The 20,486-nt window shown below is 67.8% G+C and carries 17 protein-coding genes; 8 read left to right on the top strand and 9 right to left on the bottom strand.

What is annotated here, in order from left to right; all coding sequences use genetic code 11:
* Nucleotides 1–3: 3 nt before the first annotated feature.
* From glgB to ASD34_RS26100, 5 genes are all read left to right on the top strand, one after another.
* Nucleotides 4–2,184 carry a 1,4-alpha-glucan branching protein GlgB gene (gene glgB, locus ASD34_RS26120; RefSeq protein WP_056584299.1) on the top strand — a complete coding sequence of 727 codons (2,181 nt, stop codon included), beginning with the start codon at nucleotides 4–6 and terminating at the stop codon, nucleotides 2,182–2,184.
* Between the two features lie 79 nt (nucleotides 2,185–2,263).
* Complete coding sequence (gene glgX, locus ASD34_RS26115; RefSeq protein ID WP_056584298.1) at nucleotides 2,264–4,339, top strand: glycogen debranching protein GlgX; 2,076 nt, start codon at nucleotides 2,264–2,266, stop codon at nucleotides 4,337–4,339.
* Between the two features lie 88 nt (nucleotides 4,340–4,427).
* Nucleotides 4,428–5,765 carry a glucose-1-phosphate adenylyltransferase gene (gene glgC, locus ASD34_RS26110; RefSeq protein ID WP_056584295.1) on the top strand — a complete coding sequence of 446 codons (1,338 nt, stop codon included), beginning with the start codon at nucleotides 4,428–4,430 and terminating at the stop codon, nucleotides 5,763–5,765.
* 11 nt (nucleotides 5,766–5,776) lie between these two features.
* Nucleotides 5,777–7,246 carry a glycogen synthase GlgA gene (gene glgA, locus ASD34_RS26105; RefSeq protein WP_056584292.1) on the top strand — a complete coding sequence of 490 codons (1,470 nt, stop codon included), beginning with the start codon at nucleotides 5,777–5,779 and terminating at the stop codon, nucleotides 7,244–7,246.
* Nucleotides 7,247–7,309: 63 nt separating this feature from the next.
* On the top strand, nucleotides 7,310–9,793 hold the full coding sequence (locus tag ASD34_RS26100) for a glycogen/starch/alpha-glucan phosphorylase (protein ID WP_056584290.1): 2,484 nt from the start codon (nucleotides 7,310–7,312) through the stop codon (nucleotides 9,791–9,793).
* A 57-nt stretch (nucleotides 9,794–9,850) separates the two neighbouring features.
* On the opposite strand, the gene ASD34_RS26095 is transcribed toward ASD34_RS26100, so the two are convergent.
* From ASD34_RS26095 to ASD34_RS26080, 4 genes are all read right to left on the bottom strand, one after another.
* On the bottom strand, nucleotides 9,851–10,321 hold the full coding sequence (locus tag ASD34_RS26095; RefSeq protein ID WP_056584287.1) for an ExbD/TolR family protein: 471 nt from the start codon (nucleotides 10,319–10,321) through the stop codon (nucleotides 9,851–9,853).
* A gap of 15 nt (nucleotides 10,322–10,336) precedes the next feature.
* Nucleotides 10,337–11,032, bottom strand: a complete 696-nt coding sequence (locus tag ASD34_RS26090; RefSeq protein ID WP_056584284.1) for a MotA/TolQ/ExbB proton channel family protein — start codon at nucleotides 11,030–11,032, stop codon at nucleotides 10,337–10,339.
* A 27-nt stretch (nucleotides 11,033–11,059) separates the two neighbouring features.
* Nucleotides 11,060–11,860 (bottom strand): 4-hydroxy-tetrahydrodipicolinate reductase, encoded by an 801-nt coding sequence (gene dapB, locus ASD34_RS26085; RefSeq protein WP_082549127.1) that lies wholly within the window; start codon nucleotides 11,858–11,860, stop codon nucleotides 11,060–11,062.
* A 174-nt stretch (nucleotides 11,861–12,034) separates the two neighbouring features.
* Nucleotides 12,035–12,598, bottom strand: a complete 564-nt coding sequence (locus tag ASD34_RS26080; protein WP_056584279.1) for an outer membrane protein assembly factor BamE — start codon at nucleotides 12,596–12,598, stop codon at nucleotides 12,035–12,037.
* Nucleotides 12,599–12,683: 85 nt separating this feature from the next.
* On the opposite strand from ASD34_RS26080, the gene fur reads away from it, so the two are divergent.
* On the top strand, nucleotides 12,684–13,103 hold the full coding sequence (fur, locus tag ASD34_RS26075; RefSeq protein WP_056584276.1) for a ferric iron uptake transcriptional regulator: 420 nt from the start codon (nucleotides 12,684–12,686) through the stop codon (nucleotides 13,101–13,103).
* Between the two features lie 71 nt (nucleotides 13,104–13,174).
* Here fur and hprK read toward each other — a convergent pair whose 3' ends face one another.
* The 4 genes from hprK to ASD34_RS26055 form a co-directional block, all read right to left on the bottom strand.
* A complete protein-coding gene (gene hprK, locus ASD34_RS26070; protein ID WP_056584273.1) occupies nucleotides 13,175–14,134 on the bottom strand; it encodes an HPr(Ser) kinase/phosphatase in 960 nt (319 codons plus the stop codon).
* Between the two features lie 97 nt (nucleotides 14,135–14,231).
* Nucleotides 14,232–14,699, bottom strand: coding sequence for a PTS sugar transporter subunit IIA (locus ASD34_RS26065; RefSeq protein WP_056584270.1), 468 nt, complete (start codon nucleotides 14,697–14,699; stop codon nucleotides 14,232–14,234).
* A gap of 192 nt (nucleotides 14,700–14,891) precedes the next feature.
* Nucleotides 14,892–15,221 (bottom strand): ribosome hibernation-promoting factor, HPF/YfiA family, encoded by a 330-nt coding sequence (hpf, locus tag ASD34_RS26060; RefSeq protein ID WP_013538898.1) that lies wholly within the window; start codon nucleotides 15,219–15,221, stop codon nucleotides 14,892–14,894.
* A 318-nt stretch (nucleotides 15,222–15,539) separates the two neighbouring features.
* On the bottom strand, nucleotides 15,540–17,657 hold the full coding sequence (locus tag ASD34_RS26055) for an ATP-dependent helicase (RefSeq protein ID WP_056584712.1): 2,118 nt from the start codon (nucleotides 17,655–17,657) through the stop codon (nucleotides 15,540–15,542).
* A gap of 225 nt (nucleotides 17,658–17,882) precedes the next feature.
* Here ASD34_RS26055 and corA point away from each other — a divergent pair, with 225 nt between their 5' ends.
* Both corA and ASD34_RS26045 read left to right on the top strand, forming a co-directional pair.
* Nucleotides 17,883–18,869 (top strand): magnesium/cobalt transporter CorA, encoded by a 987-nt coding sequence (gene corA / locus ASD34_RS26050; RefSeq protein WP_056584267.1) that lies wholly within the window; start codon nucleotides 17,883–17,885, stop codon nucleotides 18,867–18,869.
* Nucleotides 18,870–18,925: 56 nt separating this feature from the next.
* On the top strand, nucleotides 18,926–19,678 hold the full coding sequence (locus ASD34_RS26045) for a YoaK family protein (protein WP_056584263.1): 753 nt from the start codon (nucleotides 18,926–18,928) through the stop codon (nucleotides 19,676–19,678).
* 9 nt (nucleotides 19,679–19,687) lie between these two features.
* Here the strand turns inward: ASD34_RS26045 and ASD34_RS26040 are convergent, their stop codons facing one another.
* The gene (locus ASD34_RS26040; protein ID WP_414929897.1) at nucleotides 19,688–20,428 is read right to left on the bottom strand and encodes a 5'-methylthioadenosine/adenosylhomocysteine nucleosidase; all 741 of its coding nucleotides are present in this window, start codon (nucleotides 20,426–20,428) and stop codon (nucleotides 19,688–19,690) included.
* Nucleotides 20,429–20,486 lie beyond the last annotated feature (58 nt).

The raw sequence follows: 20,486 nt of genomic DNA, 5'->3' as shown, positions 1-20,486 counted from the left end.
CCCATGCCGCCTTCTCCTTTTCTCCAAGCTGCCGACATCCAGGCGCTGATGCGCGCCGAACACGGCGACCCGTTTGCCGTGCTCGGTCCCCACGAGACCGCCGACGGCCTCGAGGTGCGCGCGCTGATGCCCGGCGCGCGGCAGGTGGCCGTGGTGCATTCGCGCACCGGCTGGCCGCTGTCGATCCTCGCGCGGCACGAAGGCTCCGACCTGTTCAGCGGCCTCGTGCCCGCGGCCGAGGCGCGCATGGGCTATTCATTCCAGGTCGATTGGGACGCGGGCCATGCCACGCGGCTCGAAGACCCCTACCGCTTTCCTTTCGTGCTCGGCGAGACCGACGTGTGGCTGCTGGCCGAGGGCACGCACCTGCGGCCCTGGGAGCGGCTGGGCGCGCACCTGCGCGAGATCGACGGCGTGAAGGGCGTGGCCTTTGCGGTGTGGGCGCCGAACGCGCGGCGCGTGTCGGTGGTGGGCGACTTCAACAACGGGGACGGCCGGCGCCACATGATGCGGTTGCGCCGCGAATGCGGCGTGTGGGAAATCTTCGCGCCGCACGTCGCCGTGGGCGACAGCTACGCCTTTGAAATTCTCTCTGCGCAAGGCGAGGTGCTGCGCAAGGCCGACCCCTTCGCCTTCTCTTCGCAACTGCGGCCCGGCACCGCCTGCGTCGTGGCGCCGCTGCCCGCGCCGGTGACGATGCCCGCCGGCCGCGCCGAAGCCAATGCGCGCGAGGCACCGATCAGCATTTACGAAGTGCACCTGGGTTCATGGCGCCGCAAGCACCACGGCCAGGAATGGCTGGACTACCGCGAGCTGGCCGACACGCTCGTGCCCTACGTGCGCGACCTGGGCTTCACGCACATCGAGCTGCTGCCCATCACCGAGCACCCTTTCGATGGCTCGTGGGGCTACCAGCCGATCGGCCTGTATGCGCCGACCTCGCGCTTCGGCACACCCGGCGACTTCCGCCATTTCGTCGAAGCCGCGCATGCCGCGGGGCTGGGCGTGATCCTCGACTGGGTGCCCGCGCACTTTCCGACCGACGCGCACGGCCTGGGCAACTTCGACGGCACCGCGCTGTACGAGTACGCCGACCCGCGCGAGGGCTTTCACAACGACTGGCAGACGCTGATCTTCAACTACGCCCGCACGGAGGTGCGCAACTACCTCGTCGGCAACGCGCTGTACTGGCTGGAGCGCTACGGCGTGGACGGCCTGCGCGTGGATGCGGTGGCGTCGATGCTGTACCGCGACTACAGCCGCAAGGCCGGCGAGTGGGTGCCGAATGCACAGGGCGGGCGTGAGAACCTGGAGGCCATCGACTTCCTGCGCCGCATGAACCGTGTGGTGGGCGTGGAGCGTCCGGGGGCTGTGACCATTGCGGAAGAGTCGACAAGCTTTCCCGGCGTGACGCGGCCGCCGGAAGACGGCGGGCTGGGGTTTCACTACAAGTGGAACATGGGGTGGATGAACGACACGCTGGCGTATGCCGGGACCGATCCGGTCTATCGCAAGCATCATCACCAACAGGTCACCTTCGGACTGATGTACGCGCACAGCGAGAACTTCGTGCTGCCGCTGTCGCATGACGAAGTGGTGCACGGCAAGGGGTCGATGATCGGACGCATGCCCGGGGATGAATGGCAGAAGTTCGCGGGGTTGCGCAACCTGTATGGGTACCTCTGGGCTTATCCGGGGAAGAAGCTGCTGTTCATGGGCGGGGAGTTTGCGCAGTACGCGGAGTGGAATGCGGATCGCGGGCTGGACTGGCACTTGCTCGAGCATGCGGCGCATCAAGGGGTGCGGCGGTTGGTGCGTGATCTGAACAACGTGTATCGGCACTTTCCTGCTTTGCATGAGCTGGACCACGAGGGTTCCGGGTTCGAGTGGCTGGTGCATGACGATGTGGCGCAGTCGGTGTTTGCGTTTGTTCGTCGGGCTCGGGATGGTGGGTTTGTTGTGGTGGTTTGCAACTTCACGCCTGTGCCTCGGCATGGCTATCGGTTGGGGGTTCCTGTGGCTGGCTCGTATCGGGAGGTCATCAATACGGATGGGGTTGTGTATGGGGGGAGTGGGGTTGGGAACGGGGTTGTCGAGAGTTCTCCGATGGGGTGGCATGGGAAGGCGGATTCGGTTGTTGTCAGCTTGCCGCCGCTCGCTACTTTGATGTGGGTGTTGGCTTGAAACGCTCTGGGCTGGTTTTTGTTCCGGGGCCGGGTCTCGGCCCGGCCTCGGGAAGCAAGAGCCGCCGAGGAGTCAAAGCATGCTGAGCCCAGGCAACCCATATCCCCTCGGCGCAACCCCGTCACACCAAGGCGTCAACTTCGCAATCGCAGCGCCAACAGCAACCAAAGTAGACCTCTGCCTCTTCGACAGCACAGGCCAGAACGAACAACAGCGGCTAACGCTTCCAGAATGCACCGACGGCATCTGGCACGGCCACCTCCCCACCGCCCGCCCCGGCCTGATCTACGGCTACCGAGTCCACGGCCCCTGGTCCCCCCAAGAAGGACAGCGCTTCAACCCCGCCAAGCTCCTCCTGGACCCTTACGCCCGAGAAATCGTCGGCCACTACAACGGCAGCGACCTCTTCCTGGGCCATGACCCCAACAACCCAACCCAACGCGACCGCAGAGACAACGCTCCCATCGCACTCAAGGCCCGCGTAGCAGCACCCAGCAACACCCCCCCAACCACAGGCTGCGCCCACATCCCTCCCACCGATCGCGTCCTGTACGAGCTGCACATCCGCAGCCTCACCAGACAACATCCAGGCGTGCCCGACCCCTTGCGCGGCACCTACGCCGGCCTCGCAGAACCCGCCGTGCTCGACCACCTGCAACGCCTGGGCGTCACCACCCTGAGCCTCATGCCCGTGCAGCACCGCGCCGACGAACAGCGCCTGCTGGCCCGAGGCCTGACCAACCACTGGGGCTACAACACCATCGGCTGGTTCGCGCCCGAAGCGCGCTTCTGGAGCGGCCGTCCCGGCACCACGCCCGCCAGCGAGTTCCGCGCGATGGCCGATGCGGTGCATGCGCGCGGCATGGAACTGGTGATCGACGTGGTCTACAACCACAGCGCCGAAAGCGACGAGCTCGGCCCGACGCTCTCGCTGCGCGGCATCGACAACGCCCTGTACTACCACCTGCGCCCGGACGACCGCGCCCTCTATGAGAACTGGGCCGGCACGGGCAACTGCCTGAACCTCGGCGAGCCGCGCGTGCTGCAGCTCGTGATGGACAGCTTGCGCTTCTGGGCCTGCGAGATGGGCGTCGACGGCTTCCGCTTCGACCTCGCGCCCGTGCTGGGCCGCGACGCGCAGCGCGGCTTCGATGCGCGCGCGCCCTTCTTCGCGGCCATCGCGCAAGACCCGGTGCTGTCGCGCACGCTGCGCATCGCCGAGCCCTGGGACCTCGGCCCCGGTGGCTACCGGCTCGGGGAGTTCCCGCCGGGCTGGCTCGAATGGAACGACCGCTTCCGCGACACGCAACGCGGCTTCTGGCTGCGCCAGGGGCGCGAAGGCGCCACCGGGCTGGGCGACTTCGCGCAGCGCTTCACCGCCTCCAGCGCGAGCTTCGCGCACGATGGCCGCGCACCGACCGCGAGCGTCAACTTCATCACCGCGCACGACGGCTTCACGCTGCGCGATCTCGTGAGCTACGAGGAGCGCCACAACCTCGCCAACGGGGAAGGCAACCGCGACGGCCACGCGCACAACCTGAGCACCCACTGCGGCGTCGAAGGCCCGAGCGACGATCCCGCCGTGCGCGCGATGCGCGCGCGCCTGCAACGCACGCTGCTCGCCACGCTGCTGCTGTCCCAGGGCACGCCGATGCTGCTGGCCGGCGACGAGCTCGGCCACAGCCAGAACGGCAACAACAACGCCTACTGCCAGGACAACGAAACCACCTGGCTCGGCTGGATCGGCCTGTCGGATCCGGCCAGCGAACGCGCGCGGCTGACTGCGTTCGTCGCGCGCCTCACGGCGCTGCGGCGTGAGGCGCCGGCGCTGCGCAGCGTGCGCTGGTGGCCGGCCGATCCACCGGCCGGCGCACCGCCGGGCATTCGCTGGCTGCGCCCCGACGGCAAGCCGATGGCACCAGCCGACTGGCACGCAGGCACGGCCCTTGCAATCCTGTTCGGGCAGGCCGAGGACGCCTGGCTGGTGCTGGTGAATGCGGGCCCGAATCCCGTCCGCTTCACGTTGCCGCAGGGAGACTGGCGCCGCTGCCTTGCGACCGATGCCGAAGACCCCGACGACCTGCGCGCCGCGCCTCACCTGATGGGACGCGCGGTGGAGGTACCGGTTTCGAGCCTCTGGCTTGCAAGAACGTAGGAGCCAAGCCCACGGCGCAGTGCCAGACTCGGTGCGGACACTCTGACGACGACGAATTCAACAAGCGAACGAACGAACGGAGACACAGATGGACAAGCTCAACACCCAGGGAACCCGGGCCCCGCAGCCCCCCTTGCAGGCCCATCAACTGGTCCGCCGCACCATCGCGCTGGTCCTGGCCGGCGGCCGGGGCTCCCGCCTCAAGCAGCTCACCGACCGGCGCGCCAAGCCGGCCGTGTACTTCGGCGGCAAGTTCCGCATCATCGACTTCGCGCTGTCCAACTGCCTGAACTCCGGCATCCGGCGCATGGCGGTGGTCACGCAGTACAAGTCGCACTCGCTCATGCGCCACCTGCAGCGCGGCTGGAGCTTCCTGCGTGCCGAGCTCAACGAGATGGTCGACGTGCTGCCCGCGCAGCAGCGCATGGGCGACGAGCACTGGTACCGCGGCACGGCCGATGCGGTGTTCCAGAACCTGGACATCATCAGCACCCGCTCCACGCCGCACGACTACGTGGTGGTGCTGGCCGGCGACCACATCTACAAGATGGACTACTCCGTCATGCTCAAGGACCACGCCGAGCGCGGCCTGGGCTGCACGGTCGGCTGCATCGAGGTGCCGCGCATGGAGGCCACGGCCTTCGGCGTGATGGCGGTGGACGACGGCCGCCAGATCACCAGCTTCCTCGAGAAGCCCGCCGACCCGCCCGCCATGCCCGGCCATCCCGACCTGGCGCTGGCCAGCATGGGCATCTACATCTTCGACTCGGCCTACCTGTACCGGCTGCTCGAGGAAGACAACGCCAACCCCGACTCGAGCCACGACTTCGGCAAGGACATCATCCCGCGCGCCGTGGCCGAAGGCCGCGCGCTGGCACATCCGTTCAGCATGTCGTGCGTCACGCGCGCCTCGCGCGGGCCCGACGCCAAGGCCTACTGGCGCGACGTGGGCACGATTGATGCATTCTGGGCAGCCAACCTCGACCTGGCCTCGATCACCCCGGAGCTCGACATCTATGACACGGACTGGCCCATCTGGACCTACCAGCGGCAGCTGCCGCCCGCCAAGTTCGTGCTCGACCGCGAGGGCCGCCACGGCATGACGGTGAACACCATCGTCTCGGGCGGCTGCATCGTCTCGGGTTCGAAGGTGAGCAGCTCGGTGCTGTTCTCGGGCGTGCGCATCCATTCCTTCTGCGAGATCAACGAGGCCGTGCTGATGCCCGACGTGGAAGTGGGCCGCGGTTGCCGGCTCAACCGCGTCGTGATCGACCGCGGCTGCGTGATCCCCGACGAAATGGTGATCGGCGAAGACGCCGCAATCGATGCGGCGCGCTTCGAGCGCACGGAAACGGGCGTGGTGCTGGTCACGCGCGAAATGCTGCACCGGCTGGCGCCCGACCCCGTGCCCGCTGCCGTTCGATAGCCCGAAGCACCATGCGCATCCTGCAAGTCAGCGCCGAGCTGTTCCCCCTTCTCAAGACCGGCGGCCTGGCGGACATCGCCGGCGCCCTGCCCCTGGCGCTCATGGCCGCGGGGCAGGACGCGCGCGTGCTGCTGCCGGGCTTTCCCGCCATCGTGGCCGGCATGCGCGACCTGGTGCCGGTGGCCGAGTTCACCGCGCCCTGGGGCGAGCGCTTCGGCCTGCGCGCCGGACATGTCGCCATTGCCGGCGATCCGCCGATGGCCACCTATGTGATCGACGCGCCCGCGCTCTTCGACCGCCCTGGCAATCCGTACGAGGACACCGCGCGCCAGCCCTACAGCGACAACCACCGCCGCTTCGCGCTGCTGGGCTGGGCGGCGGCGCAGCTCGCGCAAGGACTCGACCCCGGCTGGCGGCCCGACATCGTGCACGCGCACGACTGGCACGCGGCGCTTGCACCCGCCTACCTGTCCTTCGCGCGGCGCGCAGGCGGCGCGCGCGTGGGCACCGTGTTCACCGTGCACAACCTGGCCTACCAGGGCTTGTTCGCGCCGAAGCACTTCGCCGAACTCGGCCTGCCGGCCTCGGCCTTCCACATGAACGGCCTCGAGTACCACGGCCAGGTCTCCTTCATGAAGGGCGGCCTCTGCTTCGCCGACCAGCTCACCACCGTGAGCCCGACCTACGCGCTCGAGATCCAGACGCCCGAGCAGGGCTGCGGCCTCGACGGCCTGCTGCGCCAGCGCAGCAACGTGCTCAGCGGCATCCTCAACGCGGTGGACGACCAGGTCTGGAACCCGTCCACCGACACTGCGCTGGTACAGGGTTATCAGACGCCCGAAGGCCGCCACATGGCCGGCAAGGCGCGTTGCAAGTCGGTGCTGCAGCGCCAGCTGGGGCTGGCCGAACGCCCCGACGCGCCGCTGTTCATCGTCGTGAGCCGGCTCACCGAGCAGAAGGGCCTGCACCTCGTGCTCGGCGGCCTGGACACGCTGCTCGCCCAAGGCGGCCAGCTCGCGCTGCTGGGCAGCGGCGAAGGCTGGCTCGAAGAGGCGTTCCGCCAGCGCGCGGCAGCGGCGCCCGAATCGGTCAGCGTCACCATCGGCTACGACGAGGCGCTCGCGCACCAGCTCTTCGGCGCAGGCGACGTGACGCTCGTGCCTTCGCTGTTCGAGCCCTGCGGCCTTACGCAGATGTACGGCCTCAAGTACGGCAGCCTGCCGCTGGTGCGCCGCGTCGGCGGGCTGGCCGACACCGTCGTCGACTGCACGCTGGAAGACATGGCCAGCGGCGCGGCCACCGGCTTCGTGTTCAACCGCTTCGAAGACGCCGACTACGACCGCGCCCTGCGCCGCGCCTTCGCGCTCTACGAGCGCGCCGCCGACTGGCGCCGCGTGCGCGGCAATGCCATGCGACGCCCCGCCGACTGGGGCGCCGCAGCGGCGCAATACATCGATGTGTATCAACGGGCGTTGGCCTGAAGAGGCCCCGCGCTTCCATCCGTCGACCCACAACCCCACAACCCACCCCCGAGAACGCCTCCCATGACGATCAAGGACTTCGCCTACGACCACCCCGACCGCGACGTGGCCGCCTTCAAGCGTGCAGTGGCCAACAAGCTGATCTACGCCGTCGGCAAGGACCCCGTGGCCGCCAGCCCCGACGACTGGCTGCACGCCACCGCGCTGGCCGTGCGCGACCAGCTCGTCGAGCGCTGGATGACGACCACGCGCGCCAACTACGCGCAGGACCTCAAGCGCGTGTACTACCTCTCGATGGAGTTCCTCATCGGGCGCACCTTCACCAACGCGCTGCTCGCGGTCGACCTGTACGGCACCGTGCGCGAAGCGCTGGCCGACTTCGGCGTCGACATGGCCGCGCTGGCCGAACGCGAACCCGATGCGGCGCTCGGCAACGGCGGCCTGGGACGGCTCGCGGCCTGCTTTCTCGATTCGATGGCCACGCTCGGCGTGCCTGGCATGGGCTACGGCATCCGCTACGAGTACGGCATGTTCCGCCAGCAGATCGTCGACGGCCAGCAGGTCGAGACGCCCGACTACTGGCTCACGCGCGGCAACCCGTGGGAATTCCAGCGGCCCGAGGTGAACTACCGCGTGCGCTTTGGCGGGCGCGTGCAAAAACGCGAAGGCACCCACGCGCCCTACGGCGCGGCCGACTGGGTCGACACGCACGACGTGCGCGCCGTGGCCTACGACACCATCATTCCCGGCTACGGCACGCAGGCCACCAACACCCTGCGGCTGTGGTCGGCACGCGCCACCGAGGAGATCGACCTGTCGGCCTTCAACCGCGGCAACTACATGCAGGCGGTGGAGAGCAAGAACCACTCCGAGAACGTGTCGCGTGTGCTCTACCCCGACGACTCCACGCCGTCGGGCCGCGAGCTGCGGCTGCACCAGGAATACTTCTTCTGCAGCGCCAGCGTGCAGGACCTGCTGCGCCGCTACCTGCGCAACCACACGAGCTTCGACCAGCTGTCCGAAAAAGTCAGCATCCACCTGAACGACACGCACCCGGTGCTCGCCGTGCCCGAGCTCATGCGGCTGCTGCTCGACGAGCACGACCTCGCGTGGGACGTGGCCTGGGCGCACACGCAGAAGGTGTTCAGCTACACCAACCACACCTTGATGCACGAGGCGCTGGAGACCTGGCCGGTCGAGATGCTGGGCCGCATCCTGCCGCGGCACCTGCAGATCATCTACGACATCAACGCGAAGTTCCTGGCCACGGTGACGCAGAAGGTGGGCAACGACGTCGAGCTGATGCGCCGGCTGTCGCTGGTCGATGAAACCGGCGAGCGGCGCGTGCGCATGGCCTACGTGGCGGTGCTGGCGAGTCACTCGATCAACGGCGTGTCGGGGCTGCACTCGGAGCTGATGAAGCAGTCGATCTTTTCGGACTTCGCCAAAATTTTTCCGGAGCGCTTCAACAACAAGACCAACGGCGTCACGCCGCGCCGCTGGCTCGCGCAGGCCAACCCGCCGCTGGCCAGCCTGCTCGACCAGCGCATCGGCAAGGGCTGGCGGCGCGACCTGTCGCAGCTCGAAGCGTTGCGGCCGATGGTCGCGCAGCCCGCCTTCGTGCGCGCCTTTCGCCATGCCAAGCGCGAGAACAAGCTGCGGCTGGCCAACTGGGTCGGCGAGCACCTGAAGCTCGACCTGGACACCGACGCGATGTTCGACGTGCAGGTCAAGCGCATCCACGAGTACAAGCGGCAGCTGCTCAACGTGCTGCACGTGATCGCTCGGTATCACCGCATCCTCGATGCACAGGCCAGCGGTGCGCCCGTTGACATCGTGCCGCGCGTGGTCGTGTTCGCGGGCAAGGCGGCTTCGGCCTACGCGATGGCCAAGCAGGTGATCCGCCTCATCAACGACGTGGCGGCCACCGTGAACGCCGACGCGCGCGTGGGCAGGCTGCTGAAGGTGGTGTTCCTGCCGAACTACAGCGTGAGCCTGGCCGAGATCATCATGCCGGCGGCCGACCTGTCGGAGCAGATCTCGACGGCGGGCACGGAAGCTTCAGGCACAGGCAACATGAAGTTCGCGCTCAACGGCGCGCTCACCATCGGCACGCTCGACGGCGCCAACGTCGAGATGCGCGAGAACGTCGGCCCCGAGAACATCTTCATCTTCGGCCACACCACGCCCGAGGTGGCCGACATCCGCGCCCGCGGCTACCAGCCGCGCGAGATCTACGAGGAGAACGCCGAACTCAGGCGCGTGCTCGACGCCATCCGCGACGGCGCGTTCTCACCGGGCGAGCCGGCGCGCTACCAGGGCATCTACGACGCGCTCGTGAACTGGGGCGACCACTACCTGCTGCTGGCCGACTACGCGAGCTACGTGGCCAAGCAGGCCGAAGTCGATGCGCTGTACCGCGACGCGCAGGCGTGGACGCACATGGCAATTCTCAATGTGGCGGGGATGGGCGCGTTCTCGTCGGACCGGACGATCGCGGAGTACGCCCACGAGATCTGGCATACGAAGCCGGTTGTGCTGAGCTGAGCTGACTCAAGCCTTCGGTATTTTTCCCTCTCCCGCTGGGGGAAGGAGCAAAACCACTCAGCGCGGTTTTGCGGGCGCCGCTTCGGCCTCGGTCACGAAGCCGATCCGACTCAACCCAGCCTTGTTCGCGATGCCCATCAGCGCCACCACCTTGCCGTAGGGCACGGTCTGGTCGGCGCGCAATTGCACCTCGGTGTCCTTGCTGTCGACGGCGGCTTTCTCGAGTTGGGCCGTCAGCTCTTCGTCGGTCACGGGCTTGTCGTTCAGGAAGACCTTGCCCGCCGCGTCGACCGACAGGCTCACGAACTTGGGCGTGTCGTTGGGCTGGCCCGCGTCGGTCTGCGGCAGGTCGAGCTTGATCGAACTGGCCATCAGCGGCGCCGTGATGATGAAGATCACCAGCAGCACCAGCATCACGTCGACCAGCGGCGTGACGTTGATGTCGGACAGCGGACGCTGCCCGCCCGCGCCCGTCGCACGCCCGCCGCCTGCGGCGCTGCTACCTAGCGAAGTGCGTCCGAAGGCCATGGTGTGTGCTGCGTCCTAGACAGGCATCGGCCGCGCCGGCGGCGGTGCGGCGGGTGCCGGCGCTTCGCCGAAGCTGCCGAGCAGGTCGTGCGCGAAGCCTTCGAGCTCGGCCTCGACGCGGCCCACCACACGGCCGAACACGTTGTAGGCCAGCACGGCCGGAATGGCGACGGCCAGACCGAAGGCCGTCATGACGAGCGCCTCGCCGACCGGCCCGGCCACCTTGTCGATGGTGAAGCCGCCGGTCTGGCCCGCGATGCCCGCCAGTGCGCCGTAGATGCCCCAGACGGTGCCCAGCAGGCCGACGAAGGGCGCGGTGGCGCCGACGGTGGCCAGCAGGATCTGCCCGGCCTGCAGGCGCCGCAGCGCGCCGTGCAGCGCACCGCGCAGCACGCGCGTGAGGCGCTGGTTGCGATCGACCGTGGCACCCAGCGTGCCGCCGGGGGCTTCGGTGGCGGCCTGGCGCAGCGCGGCCACGGCGGGGCGCACGAGTTCGGCGCGGTCGAAGGCCTGGAGCTTCTGCTCGGCCTCGGCCAGCGTGGCCGACTGCCAGAACGCCGCGATGCTGCGCAGCACGTCGCGCGTGCCGCCGCGCAGCAGCCAGGCTTTCCAGAGGATCACGACCCAGCTGGCGATCGACATCGCGAGCAGCAGCGCGGCCACCGAACGGCTGACGCCGTCACCGTGGGTCAGCAGTTCGAGCACGCTCATTCGCGTCCTTGGTTGTGGTCCGCGTGCTTAGCGCAAGCCCAGCACGTCGAACATGTCGAACAGGCCGTTGCGCTGGTCGCCCAGGAAGCGCACCGCACGCAGCGCGCCCTGTGCGTAGGTCACGCGGCTGGACGACTTGTGGGAGATTTCGATGCGCTCGCCGATGCCCGCGAACAGCACGGTGTGGTCGCCCACGATGTCGCCGCCGCGGATGGTGGCGAAGCCGATGGTCGACGGATCGCGCTCGCCGGTGATGCCTTCGCGGCCGTACACGGCGCAGTCCTTGAGGTCGCGGCCCAGCGCGTCGGCGATCACCTCGCCCATCTTGAGCGCGGTGCCCGAGGGGGCATCGACCTTGAAGCGGTGGTGGGCCTCGACGATCTCGATGTCGTAGCCGGTGGCCATGGCGCGGGCGGCCATGTCGAGCAGCTTGAGCGTGACGTTGACGCCCACGCTCATGTTGGGCGCCATCATGATGGCGATGTCCTTGGCGATCTCGGCGATCTCGGCCTTCTGCGCGTCGCTGAAGCCGGTGGTGCCGATCACGGCCTGCACGCCCAGCTCGCGGCACACGGCCAGGTGCGCCATCGTGCCTTCGGGGCGGGTGAAGTCGATGAGCACCTGCGCGTCTTGCAGGCCTGTGCGCAGGTCGGCCACGATGGGCACGCCGCTGGTGAAGCCCAGGAAGGCCGCGGCATCGGCACCGAGGGCGGCGCTGCCTGCGATGTCGAGGGCGCCGGCCAGGCGGCAGTCGGGCGCGTTGCGCACGGCCTCGATCAGCATGTGGCCCATGCGGCCCGAGGCGCCAGCGATTGCAACACGGCGCAGCGCGGGAGCGGAGGAAGAAGAAGCGGAGGAGGTGGTGGTGGTCGGTTCAGTCACGGCGATTCAGTCTTTGAAAAGTCCCTGCGGGAGCCATGGACACCGACGCAGCCAGCCCACCGGCCCGGCGGGCACCGCCCGCAGGTGGGGTGGCCGCCGCCGGAGCCCTGCCGCGCACGCTCAGCGCGCGGCTTCGAGCGGGGGGTAGGCGGCCGGCAGCGCGGGGGCGGGAGCCACCGGAGTGCCGCTGGCGTCGGCTTTCTTGTCGTCCTTGGCGGGCGCGAATTTCTTGAGCTCTTCTTCGGTGGCCTCGAGCTGCGGCACCTTGCCGACCTTGCGGCGGGTGTCGAGCGTGGCGACGAACTCTTCTTCGCTGGGCATTTCGTCGCCCTCGAAGCGGTCCATGAGTTCGCCGTTGAAGAACACGGTCAGGCGGCGCTCCTGCGGATCGACGCCCTGGCGGCGGATCGTGAAGACGTAGTCCCAGCGGTTGGCGTGGAAGACGTCGTTCAGCAGCGAAGTGCCGAGGATCTCGCGCACCTGCTGGCGCGACATGCCGGGTTTGAGTGCCGCGACCTGTTCCTTCGACACGAAATTGCCCTGCACCACTTCGACTTTGTAGGGAGTGACGGCAGACAGCGCGCCACGCGTGCGTTCGCTGAAACCGCTGCAGGCACCGAGGGCGAGCGTCGCCGCAATGGCAGCAACCAGCAACCAGGGCCGGCGTTGGAGGATGGCAGGCATGGGAGAAGAGGGGGTAGCGATATGATCGAACATTGTAGCGGCCGAGCCTGAAGGCCCGGTCTCAGCCCAGGGCGCAGGAACCATCATGGCCAACATCGACGAACTCAAGAACACCGGCCTCAAGGCCACCTTGCCGCGGCTGAAGATCCTCGAGATCTTCCAGACCGGCAGCCAGCGGCACATGACGGCGGAAGACGTCTTCCGCGTGCTGCTCAATGAACACTCCGACATCGGCCTGGCCACCGTGTACCGCGTGCTGACGCAGTTCGAGCAGGCCGGCATCCTGGAGCGCAGCCACTTCGAAAGCGGCAAGGCGGTCTACGAGCTGAACGAAGGCACGCACCACGACCACCTGATCTGCACCTCGTGCGGCAAGGTCGAGGAGTTCTACGACGCCGAGATCGAGCGCCGCCAGCAGATGATCGCCAAGGACAAGGGCTGGATCCTGCAGGACCACGCGATGTCGCTGTACGGCCTGTGCGGCGACTGCGTCAAGAAGCGCTGACGCCAACGTCCTGCTGAAGCAGGCAGCGGCCCTTCCAGCCCTTCGGGCGGAAGGGCTTTTTCTTTTCTTCCTCAGTCCGGATCGCGCCCGCTCTCCATCGCCTTGTGGTGGCGCGCCACGAAGTCGGCATAGGTGTCGATGCCGCGCAGCTGCAGGATCGAATTGCGCACCGCGGCTTCCACCAGCACGGCGATGTTGCGCCCCGCCACCACCTGGATGATGACCTTGCGCACCGGGATGCCCAGCACGTCCTGCGTGAGTGGCGCCGAGGGCATGCGCTCGTAGTCGCGCTCGAAGCTGTCGCGACGCACGAGGTGCACGATGAGCTTCAGGCGCATCTTCCGGCGCACCGCCGTTTCGCCGAAGATCGCGCGGATGTCCAGGAGGCCGATGCCGCGCACCTCCAGCAGGTTCAGCAGCAGGTCGGGACAGCGGCCCTCGATGGTGTTCTGGTTGATGCGGTACAGGTCGACCGCGTCGTCGGCCACGAGGCCATTGCCGCGCGAGATCAGCTCCAGGCCGAGCTCGCTCTTTCCGAGGCCCGACTCGCCCGTGATCATCACGCCCATGCCCAGGATGTCCATGAACACGCCGTGCATCGAGGTGCGCTCGGCGAAGTGCTTGGACAGGTAGGCGCGCAGCAGGTCGATGACGAAGGCGGACGATTCGCGCGTGGCAAACAGCGGCAGCTGGGCGCGCTCGCAGATCGACAGCAGCTCGTCGGGCGCGGTTTGGCCGTCGGCCAGCACCAGCATCGGCGGCTCCAGCGTGACGATGCGCCCGATGCGGCGCACGCAGTCTTCCTTGCTGCCGCGCGTGAGGTAGGCGACCTCTCGCGCGCCCAGGATCTGCACGCGGTAGGGGTGGATGTAGTTCAGGTAGCCGACCAGGTCGGCGGCCGACTGCGCACGGCTGATGACGTCGGGGTCGAACTGGCGCTCCGAGGCACCGAGCCCCGCGAGCCATTCCCAGCGGAGCGATCCGCGGAACTCCTCGAACATGGCATCGGCGCTGATGACGGTCGGCTTCATGCGTGCGGCGGCCGGCCCGAAGCGCCGGCATTCTGGTCAGGATGGAGGGAAAAGCGTCGCCGCAGCTTATCAGCAGCGGCAGGCCCGGCGCGCGCGCTCAGGCGACCTGGGTCGATTGCCAGCCAGCAATGAGGCCGTGCAGCGCGGCGGCGTCGGTGGTGGACTTGATCTGCTCGCGCAGGCCGGCGTCGCTCAGCAGCTCGGCAATTTCCGACAGGATTTCGAGGTGCTTCTGCGTGGCCGCCTCAGGCACCAGCAGGAAGATCAGCAGCGCCACGGGCTGCTCGTCGGGAGCGTCGAAGCCGATGGGGTTGGCCAGCTGGAACACCGCGGCCATCGGCGCCTTGAGGCCCTTGATGCGGCCATGGGGAATGGCCACGCCGTGGCCCAGACCGGTGGAGCCGAGGCGCTCGCGCGCAAACAGGCTGTCGGTGATGAGGGCACGGCCCAGACCGTGAAGGCTCTCGAACAGCAGGCCGGCTTCTTCGAAAGCACGTTTCTTGCTGGTGGCGTCAACGCTCACGAGCACTTGAGCGGGCGGCAGGATGGACGCGAGGCGATTCATGGTGGGGTCAGAGCGGGGGCGATTATGCACCTCCTTGGTAAAAACCCCCAGTACCCCTCATTACTTTCGTCTACATCTGTTGCCCTGAGGCGTCGCCGCCCTTGGAGGGCCTTGCAAAGCCCCACCAATGTGGTCGGACAAACAAAAGGCCGCCCGAAGGCGGCCTGGGATGCGGGGCGCGCGGCCCGGCGTTTACATCACGCGCTTGGGCGCTACGTGATGGTGGTCTTGCAGGCGGTCCTTGTGGCGGACCACCTGGCGGTCGAGCTTGTCGACCAGTTCATCGACCGCGGCGTACAGATCAGCGTGGCTCGATTCCGCGAACATGTCATTGCCCTTGACGTGAATGTTGCACTCCGCCCTTTGGCGGCGTTCCTTTTCCTTCTGCTTTTCCACCGTGAGGATCACCTTGACATCGACCACCTGGTCGAAATGTCGCGTGATCCGGTCCAGCTTGCTCGTGACGTAGGTGCGCAAGGCAGGTGTGACGTCGAGGTGATGACCGCTGATCGTCAAATTCATGAATGACCTCCTGAGAATTGACGGTTGGGGAAATGACCGCGCTCCAGGATGAAGTGTGGCCGGCGAAACAGGTGTGGGGAGAACGGGAAGAGAAGAAAGAGAGATGAGGAAAGGGGGCGGTCGGATTCACTATGCCCAAGCTGTCACGGTATTGCAATACGGGGGCTTGCCCGAATGACGCAGAGGTGAATGGCGTGCCCTAATCCGCTATTGATTCCATAGCTACGCACGTGCAGTGGCATGCAGTTGCGGCACATTGGAAGCAAGTGTTTCGATGCGCCGCGTGCAGTGACCCTCCCGCCCGAAGGGCCGGCCCGTTCAGCGCCAGGCCGCGCGCATGCGGTTGCGCAGGTCGATCACCGCGGCCGGTGGCGGCACGGCGGGCGGCAGGACCGGGGGCGGCGGCCAGGTCTGCAGCTCGAAGCCCGCCAGGTCCGCCTCCGTGATGAAACGGGTGCGGTTGGCGTACAGATGCCGATCTCCGCGCGCTGCCTGCTGGGTGATGTGGAAGCGCTGCGGCATCACCAGATGCAGGTGGTCGCGGGCCCGCGTCATCGCCACGTAGAGCAGGCGCCGTTCCTCTTCCAGTTCGTGCGCGCCCTGCGCCACGTCGGCCGGCATGCAGCCGTCGACCACGTTGATCACGTGCACCGAGTTCCACTCCTGGCCCTTGGCGGAATGGATGGTCGACAGGATCAGATAGTCCTCGTCGAGCAGCGGCGGGCCGGGTCGGTCGCTCGTGGCTTCGGGCGGATCGAGCGTGAGTTCAGTGAGGAAGCGTTCGCGCGAGCCGTAGCCACCCGCGAGCCGCGCCAGCTGTTCGACGTCGGCGCGGCGCACGCCCGAGGTGTCTTCGTACAGCCGCTCCAGGTGCGGCTGGTACCACTGCATGGCCACCTCGACGTCGGCCGGCCACTGCAGCGACGGCGCGCGCAAGGCGGCGTAGGCCTGGGCGAAGTCGGCCCACTGTTCACGCGCTGCGGAGGGCGGCACGAAGTCGCGCACGGCCGCGACCGGGTCGACCGCCTGGTCCATCGCGTCGAGCAGGCGCGTGCCGGTGGCCGGCCCCACACCGGGAATGAGCTGTGTGACGCGAAAGCCTGCCATGCGCCCGCGCGGGTTCTGCGCGAAACGCAGCACGGCGAGCAGGTCCTTCACGTGCGAGGCCTCGAGGAACTTGAGCCCGCCGAACTTCACGAACGGGATGTTGCGCCGCGCCAGTTCCAGTTCGAGCGCCGCGCTGTGCGACGAGGTGCGAAACAGCACCGCCTGCGACTTCAGCGCCAGCCCGCCCTCGCGGTGCGCCAGGATCTTGTCGGCCACCCAGCGGGCCTGCCCGGCCTCGTCGGGCACGAGCACCAGCACCGGCTTGCCGGCCGAGGGCTTGTCGGTCCACAGCGTCTTGGCGTGCCGCTCGGCGGCCTGCGCGATGACACGGTTCGACACGTCGAGGATCGGCTGCGTCGAGCGGTAGTTGCGCTCCAGCGTGACGATGCGCGCCTCTTGCGAGAACTGCGACGGAAAGTCGAGGATGTTGCGCACCGTGGCGCCGCGGAACGAATAGATCGACTGTGCGTCGTCGCCCACCACCGTCACGCCGCGCCCGTCGGGCTTCATCGCGCGCAGGATCTCGGCCTGCAGCAGGTTGGTGTCCTGGTACTCGTCGACCAGCACATGGTCGAAGCGCGCGCCGACGTGCGCGGCCAGCGCGGGCTCCGCGACCATTTCGGCCCAGTAGAGCAGCAGGTCGTCGTAGTCGAGCACGTTCTGCTGCTGCTTGGCTTCGACGTAGGCGCCGAACAGCGTCTTGAGCGGGGCCTCCCACTCGGCGCACCAGGGAAAGCTGTCCTTCAGCACGACGGCCAGGGGCGCGCGCGTGTTCACGCAGCGCGAGTAGATCGACAGGCAGGTGCCCTTGCGCGGAAAGCGGTTGACCGTGGACGACAGGCCCAGCTCATGCCGCACCAGCCCCATGAGGTCTTCGGCGTCGCCGCGGTCGTGAATGGTGAAGTTTTCGTCGAGCCCGATCTGCGCGGCGTATTCGCGCAGCAGCCGCGCGCCGATGCCGTGGAAGGTGCCGGCCCACGGCAGCGCGGGCGGCCGCTCCGACTTCAGGCCCAGCACGCGCGCCAGCACCTGGCCCGCGCGGCGCTCCATTTCCTGCGCGGCGCGGCGCGAGAAGGTGAGCAGCAGCAGCCGCTGCGGATCGACCCCGCCCGCGATCAGGTGCGCCACGCGGTGCGCCAGCGTGCTGGTCTTGCCCGAACCGGCGCCGGCGATCACGAGCAGCGGCCGGTGGTCTTCGCCGACCGTCGCGCCCACGCCGTGCTCGACCGCCGCGCGCTGGTCGTCGTTGAGCGCGGCGAGCGCTGCGGCCAGGCGTTCGGCCTGAGTCTTCGGTGCGGTGGAAATTGCGGGGGGCGCAGCGGTCTGCATGGGCACGACTTTACTGTATGTCCGTCCAGTCCGAGTGCCTTGCCGCCCAATGGCCGGTGACATAATCGCGCCTCGCTGCAACCGGAGACTCCCCATGGAAACCGCCCCGTCTCGGCAGCTTTCAACTCCCTTGCGACGCCGCGCGTGATGTACTGACGCCGGGTCCGCGGGAATTGAAAGCGCCCCTCCCTCGCCCATCGTTCAGTCATTCCCGGGAGTGAGCCCATGCTCAATATCTTTACGCTCGCCAACGGCCGCCTCGTCCAGGAAGAGATCGAGTCGCTCGAAGAGCTCTCCAAGTTCCAGCCGATCTGGGTCGACCTCGAATCGCCCACGCTCGAGGAAAAGCGCTGGATCAAGCAGTACTACGGCCTCTCGATTCCCGAAGACGCGATGGACGAGGACATCGAGGAGTCGGCCCGCTTCTACGAGGAAGACAACGGCGAACTGCACATCCGCTCCGACTTCCTGATCGACGACGACGAAGACCCGCGCACCGTGCGCGTCGCCTTCATCCTCAACCAGCACAACACCGATTTGCGCAGCCGCGGCGTGCTGTTCTCGATCCACGACGAAGACGTGCCCGTGTTCCGCCTGCTGCGCATGCGCGCACGCCGCGCGCCGGGGCTGATCGAAGACGCGAAGGAAGTGATGCTCAAGCTCTTCGACGCCGACGCCGAATACTCGGCCGACACGCTGGAGAACATCTACGACGAACTCGAAGTGGCCGGCAAGAAAGTGCTGTCGGGCAACGTCAGCGACGAGCTGGCCGGCGAGGTGCTGGGCGCCATCGCGCGGCAGGAAGACTTGAATGGCCGCATCCGCCGCAACGTGATGGACACGCGCCGTGCCGTGAGCTTCATGATGCGCAGCAAGATGCTCAACGCCGAGCAGTTCGAAGAAGCGCGGCAGATCCTGCGCGACATCGAATCGCTGGACAACCACACGGCCTTCCTCTTCGACAAGATCAACTTCCTGATGGATGCGACCGTCGGTTTCATCAACATCAACCAGAACAAGACCATCAAGATCTTCTCGGTGGCCAGCGTGGCGCTGCTGCCGCCCACGCTGATCGCGAGCATCTACGGCATGAACTTCAAGTTCATGCCCGAGCTCGACTGGGCCATGGGCTACCCCTACGCCATCGCGCTGATGGCCGCCAGTGCGCTGGTGCCGATGTGGTACTTCCGCCGGCGCGGCTGGCTCAAGTAGTTCTTCACACTGGGTGCTAGAGTGGCTGCCGGCAGGCAGCTGACCTGGAGAGCCCCGTGCGCAGACTTCGTTTCCTCACCAATCGCCACCGAGCGCCGTCGACGAACACCGCGCTCGGCTTGCTGCTGGCCTTCAATGCCGGCGCCGTCAATGCAGGCGGCTTCCTCGTGCTGCACATGTATACCTCGCACATGACCGGCTTCGCCTCGCAGCTGGCGGACGGCATGGTGCTGGGCAACCTCACGCTGCTGCTGAACGCGCTGGGCGCGATCCTGGCGTTCGTGAGCGGCGCCGCGGTCTGCGCGGTGCTGGTGAACTGGGCGCGGCAGCACCGGCTGCATGGCGTGTACGCGCTGCCGCTGCTGCTGGAGGCCGCGCTGATGTTCCCGTTCGGGCTCGCCGGCGCCATCACGCTGACCTGGGCCACGCCGTTCGCGGTGCCGCTCACGGTGCTGCTGCTCTCGTTCATCATGGGCCTGCAGAATGCCGTGGCGTCGAAAACCTCCGGCGGCAGCACGCGCACCACCCACATGACCGGCAACATCACCGACGTGGGGATCGAGCTGGGCAAGATGCTCTACTGGAACCGGCGCGCGCCGTCCACGCCGCTGCCGGTGCGCCACGACCGCAGCCGGCTGCGCCGCTGCGGCGGGCTGGTCGGCATGTTCGTGCTCGGGGGCGCGGTGGGCGCGCTGGGCTTCAAGCACGTGGGCTTCATCTGCGTCGTGCCGCTGGCCGCGCTGTTGCTGGCACTCTCGATTCCGCCGCTGTTGCGCGACCTGCCGCAGCTGCGCCGACTCGCACCGTAGGCAGCTTCTTCAGGCTGCGTCGCGCGGCAGGGAGGCGAGCCAGGCGTCGACGAGCGCCAGGCTGTAGCGGCTCGCCACCTCCGCCACGAAGCGCGTGAAGTCGCCGTGCGCGGCATCGTCGGCACGGTCCGAAATGGTCCGCAGCGCCGCAAAGGGCATGCCGTAGTCGTGGCAGGCCTGCGCCATCGCCGCGCCTTCCATCTCGACCGCGAGTGCATCGGGCAACGAACGCTGCAGGGCCTCACTCTCCGCGGTGGTCGACACGAAACGATCGCCGCTGATCAACAGGCCGCGGTGCACCTTCGGTGAACGCAGATGGAACTCATCGACCGCCTTCTGCCCCACCAGGCCCACCGGATCGCGCAGCGTGCCTTCAGCCACCGCTGCCAGCGCATCGCCAATGGCCGCATCGACCGCGAAGCGCGAACGCCCCATCAGCGGCACCTCGTACTTCGGAAAGATCGGCGAGGCGTCCATGTCGTGCTGCAGCAACTCGGTCGCCACGACCACGTCGCCGACGTTCACGCCCGGCGCGAGTCCGCCCGCCACGCCCGTGAACACGATCGCCCGCACGCCGAAGCGTTCGAGCAGCACCGTGGCCGTGACCGCCGCCGCGACCTTGCCGATGCGCGACAGCACCGCGACCACGGGCTGGCCCTGCAGGTGGCCGACCCAGAAGTCGCGGCCGGCCACGCGCACGCGCTGCTCGTCGGGCATGCGCGCGAGGAGCGCACTGAGCTCCTCGTGCATGGCCGCGACGATGGCGATGGACGTGGACAACACAACAGAACTCAAAACAAGACTTTCT

This window comes from Variovorax sp. Root473 (assembly GCF_001426505.1).
Taxonomy (GTDB): Bacteria; Pseudomonadota; Gammaproteobacteria; order Burkholderiales; family Burkholderiaceae_C; genus Variovorax.
The sequence above is the reverse complement of the archived record's forward strand: the minus strand, read 5'-3'. Positions and strand labels throughout refer to the sequence as shown.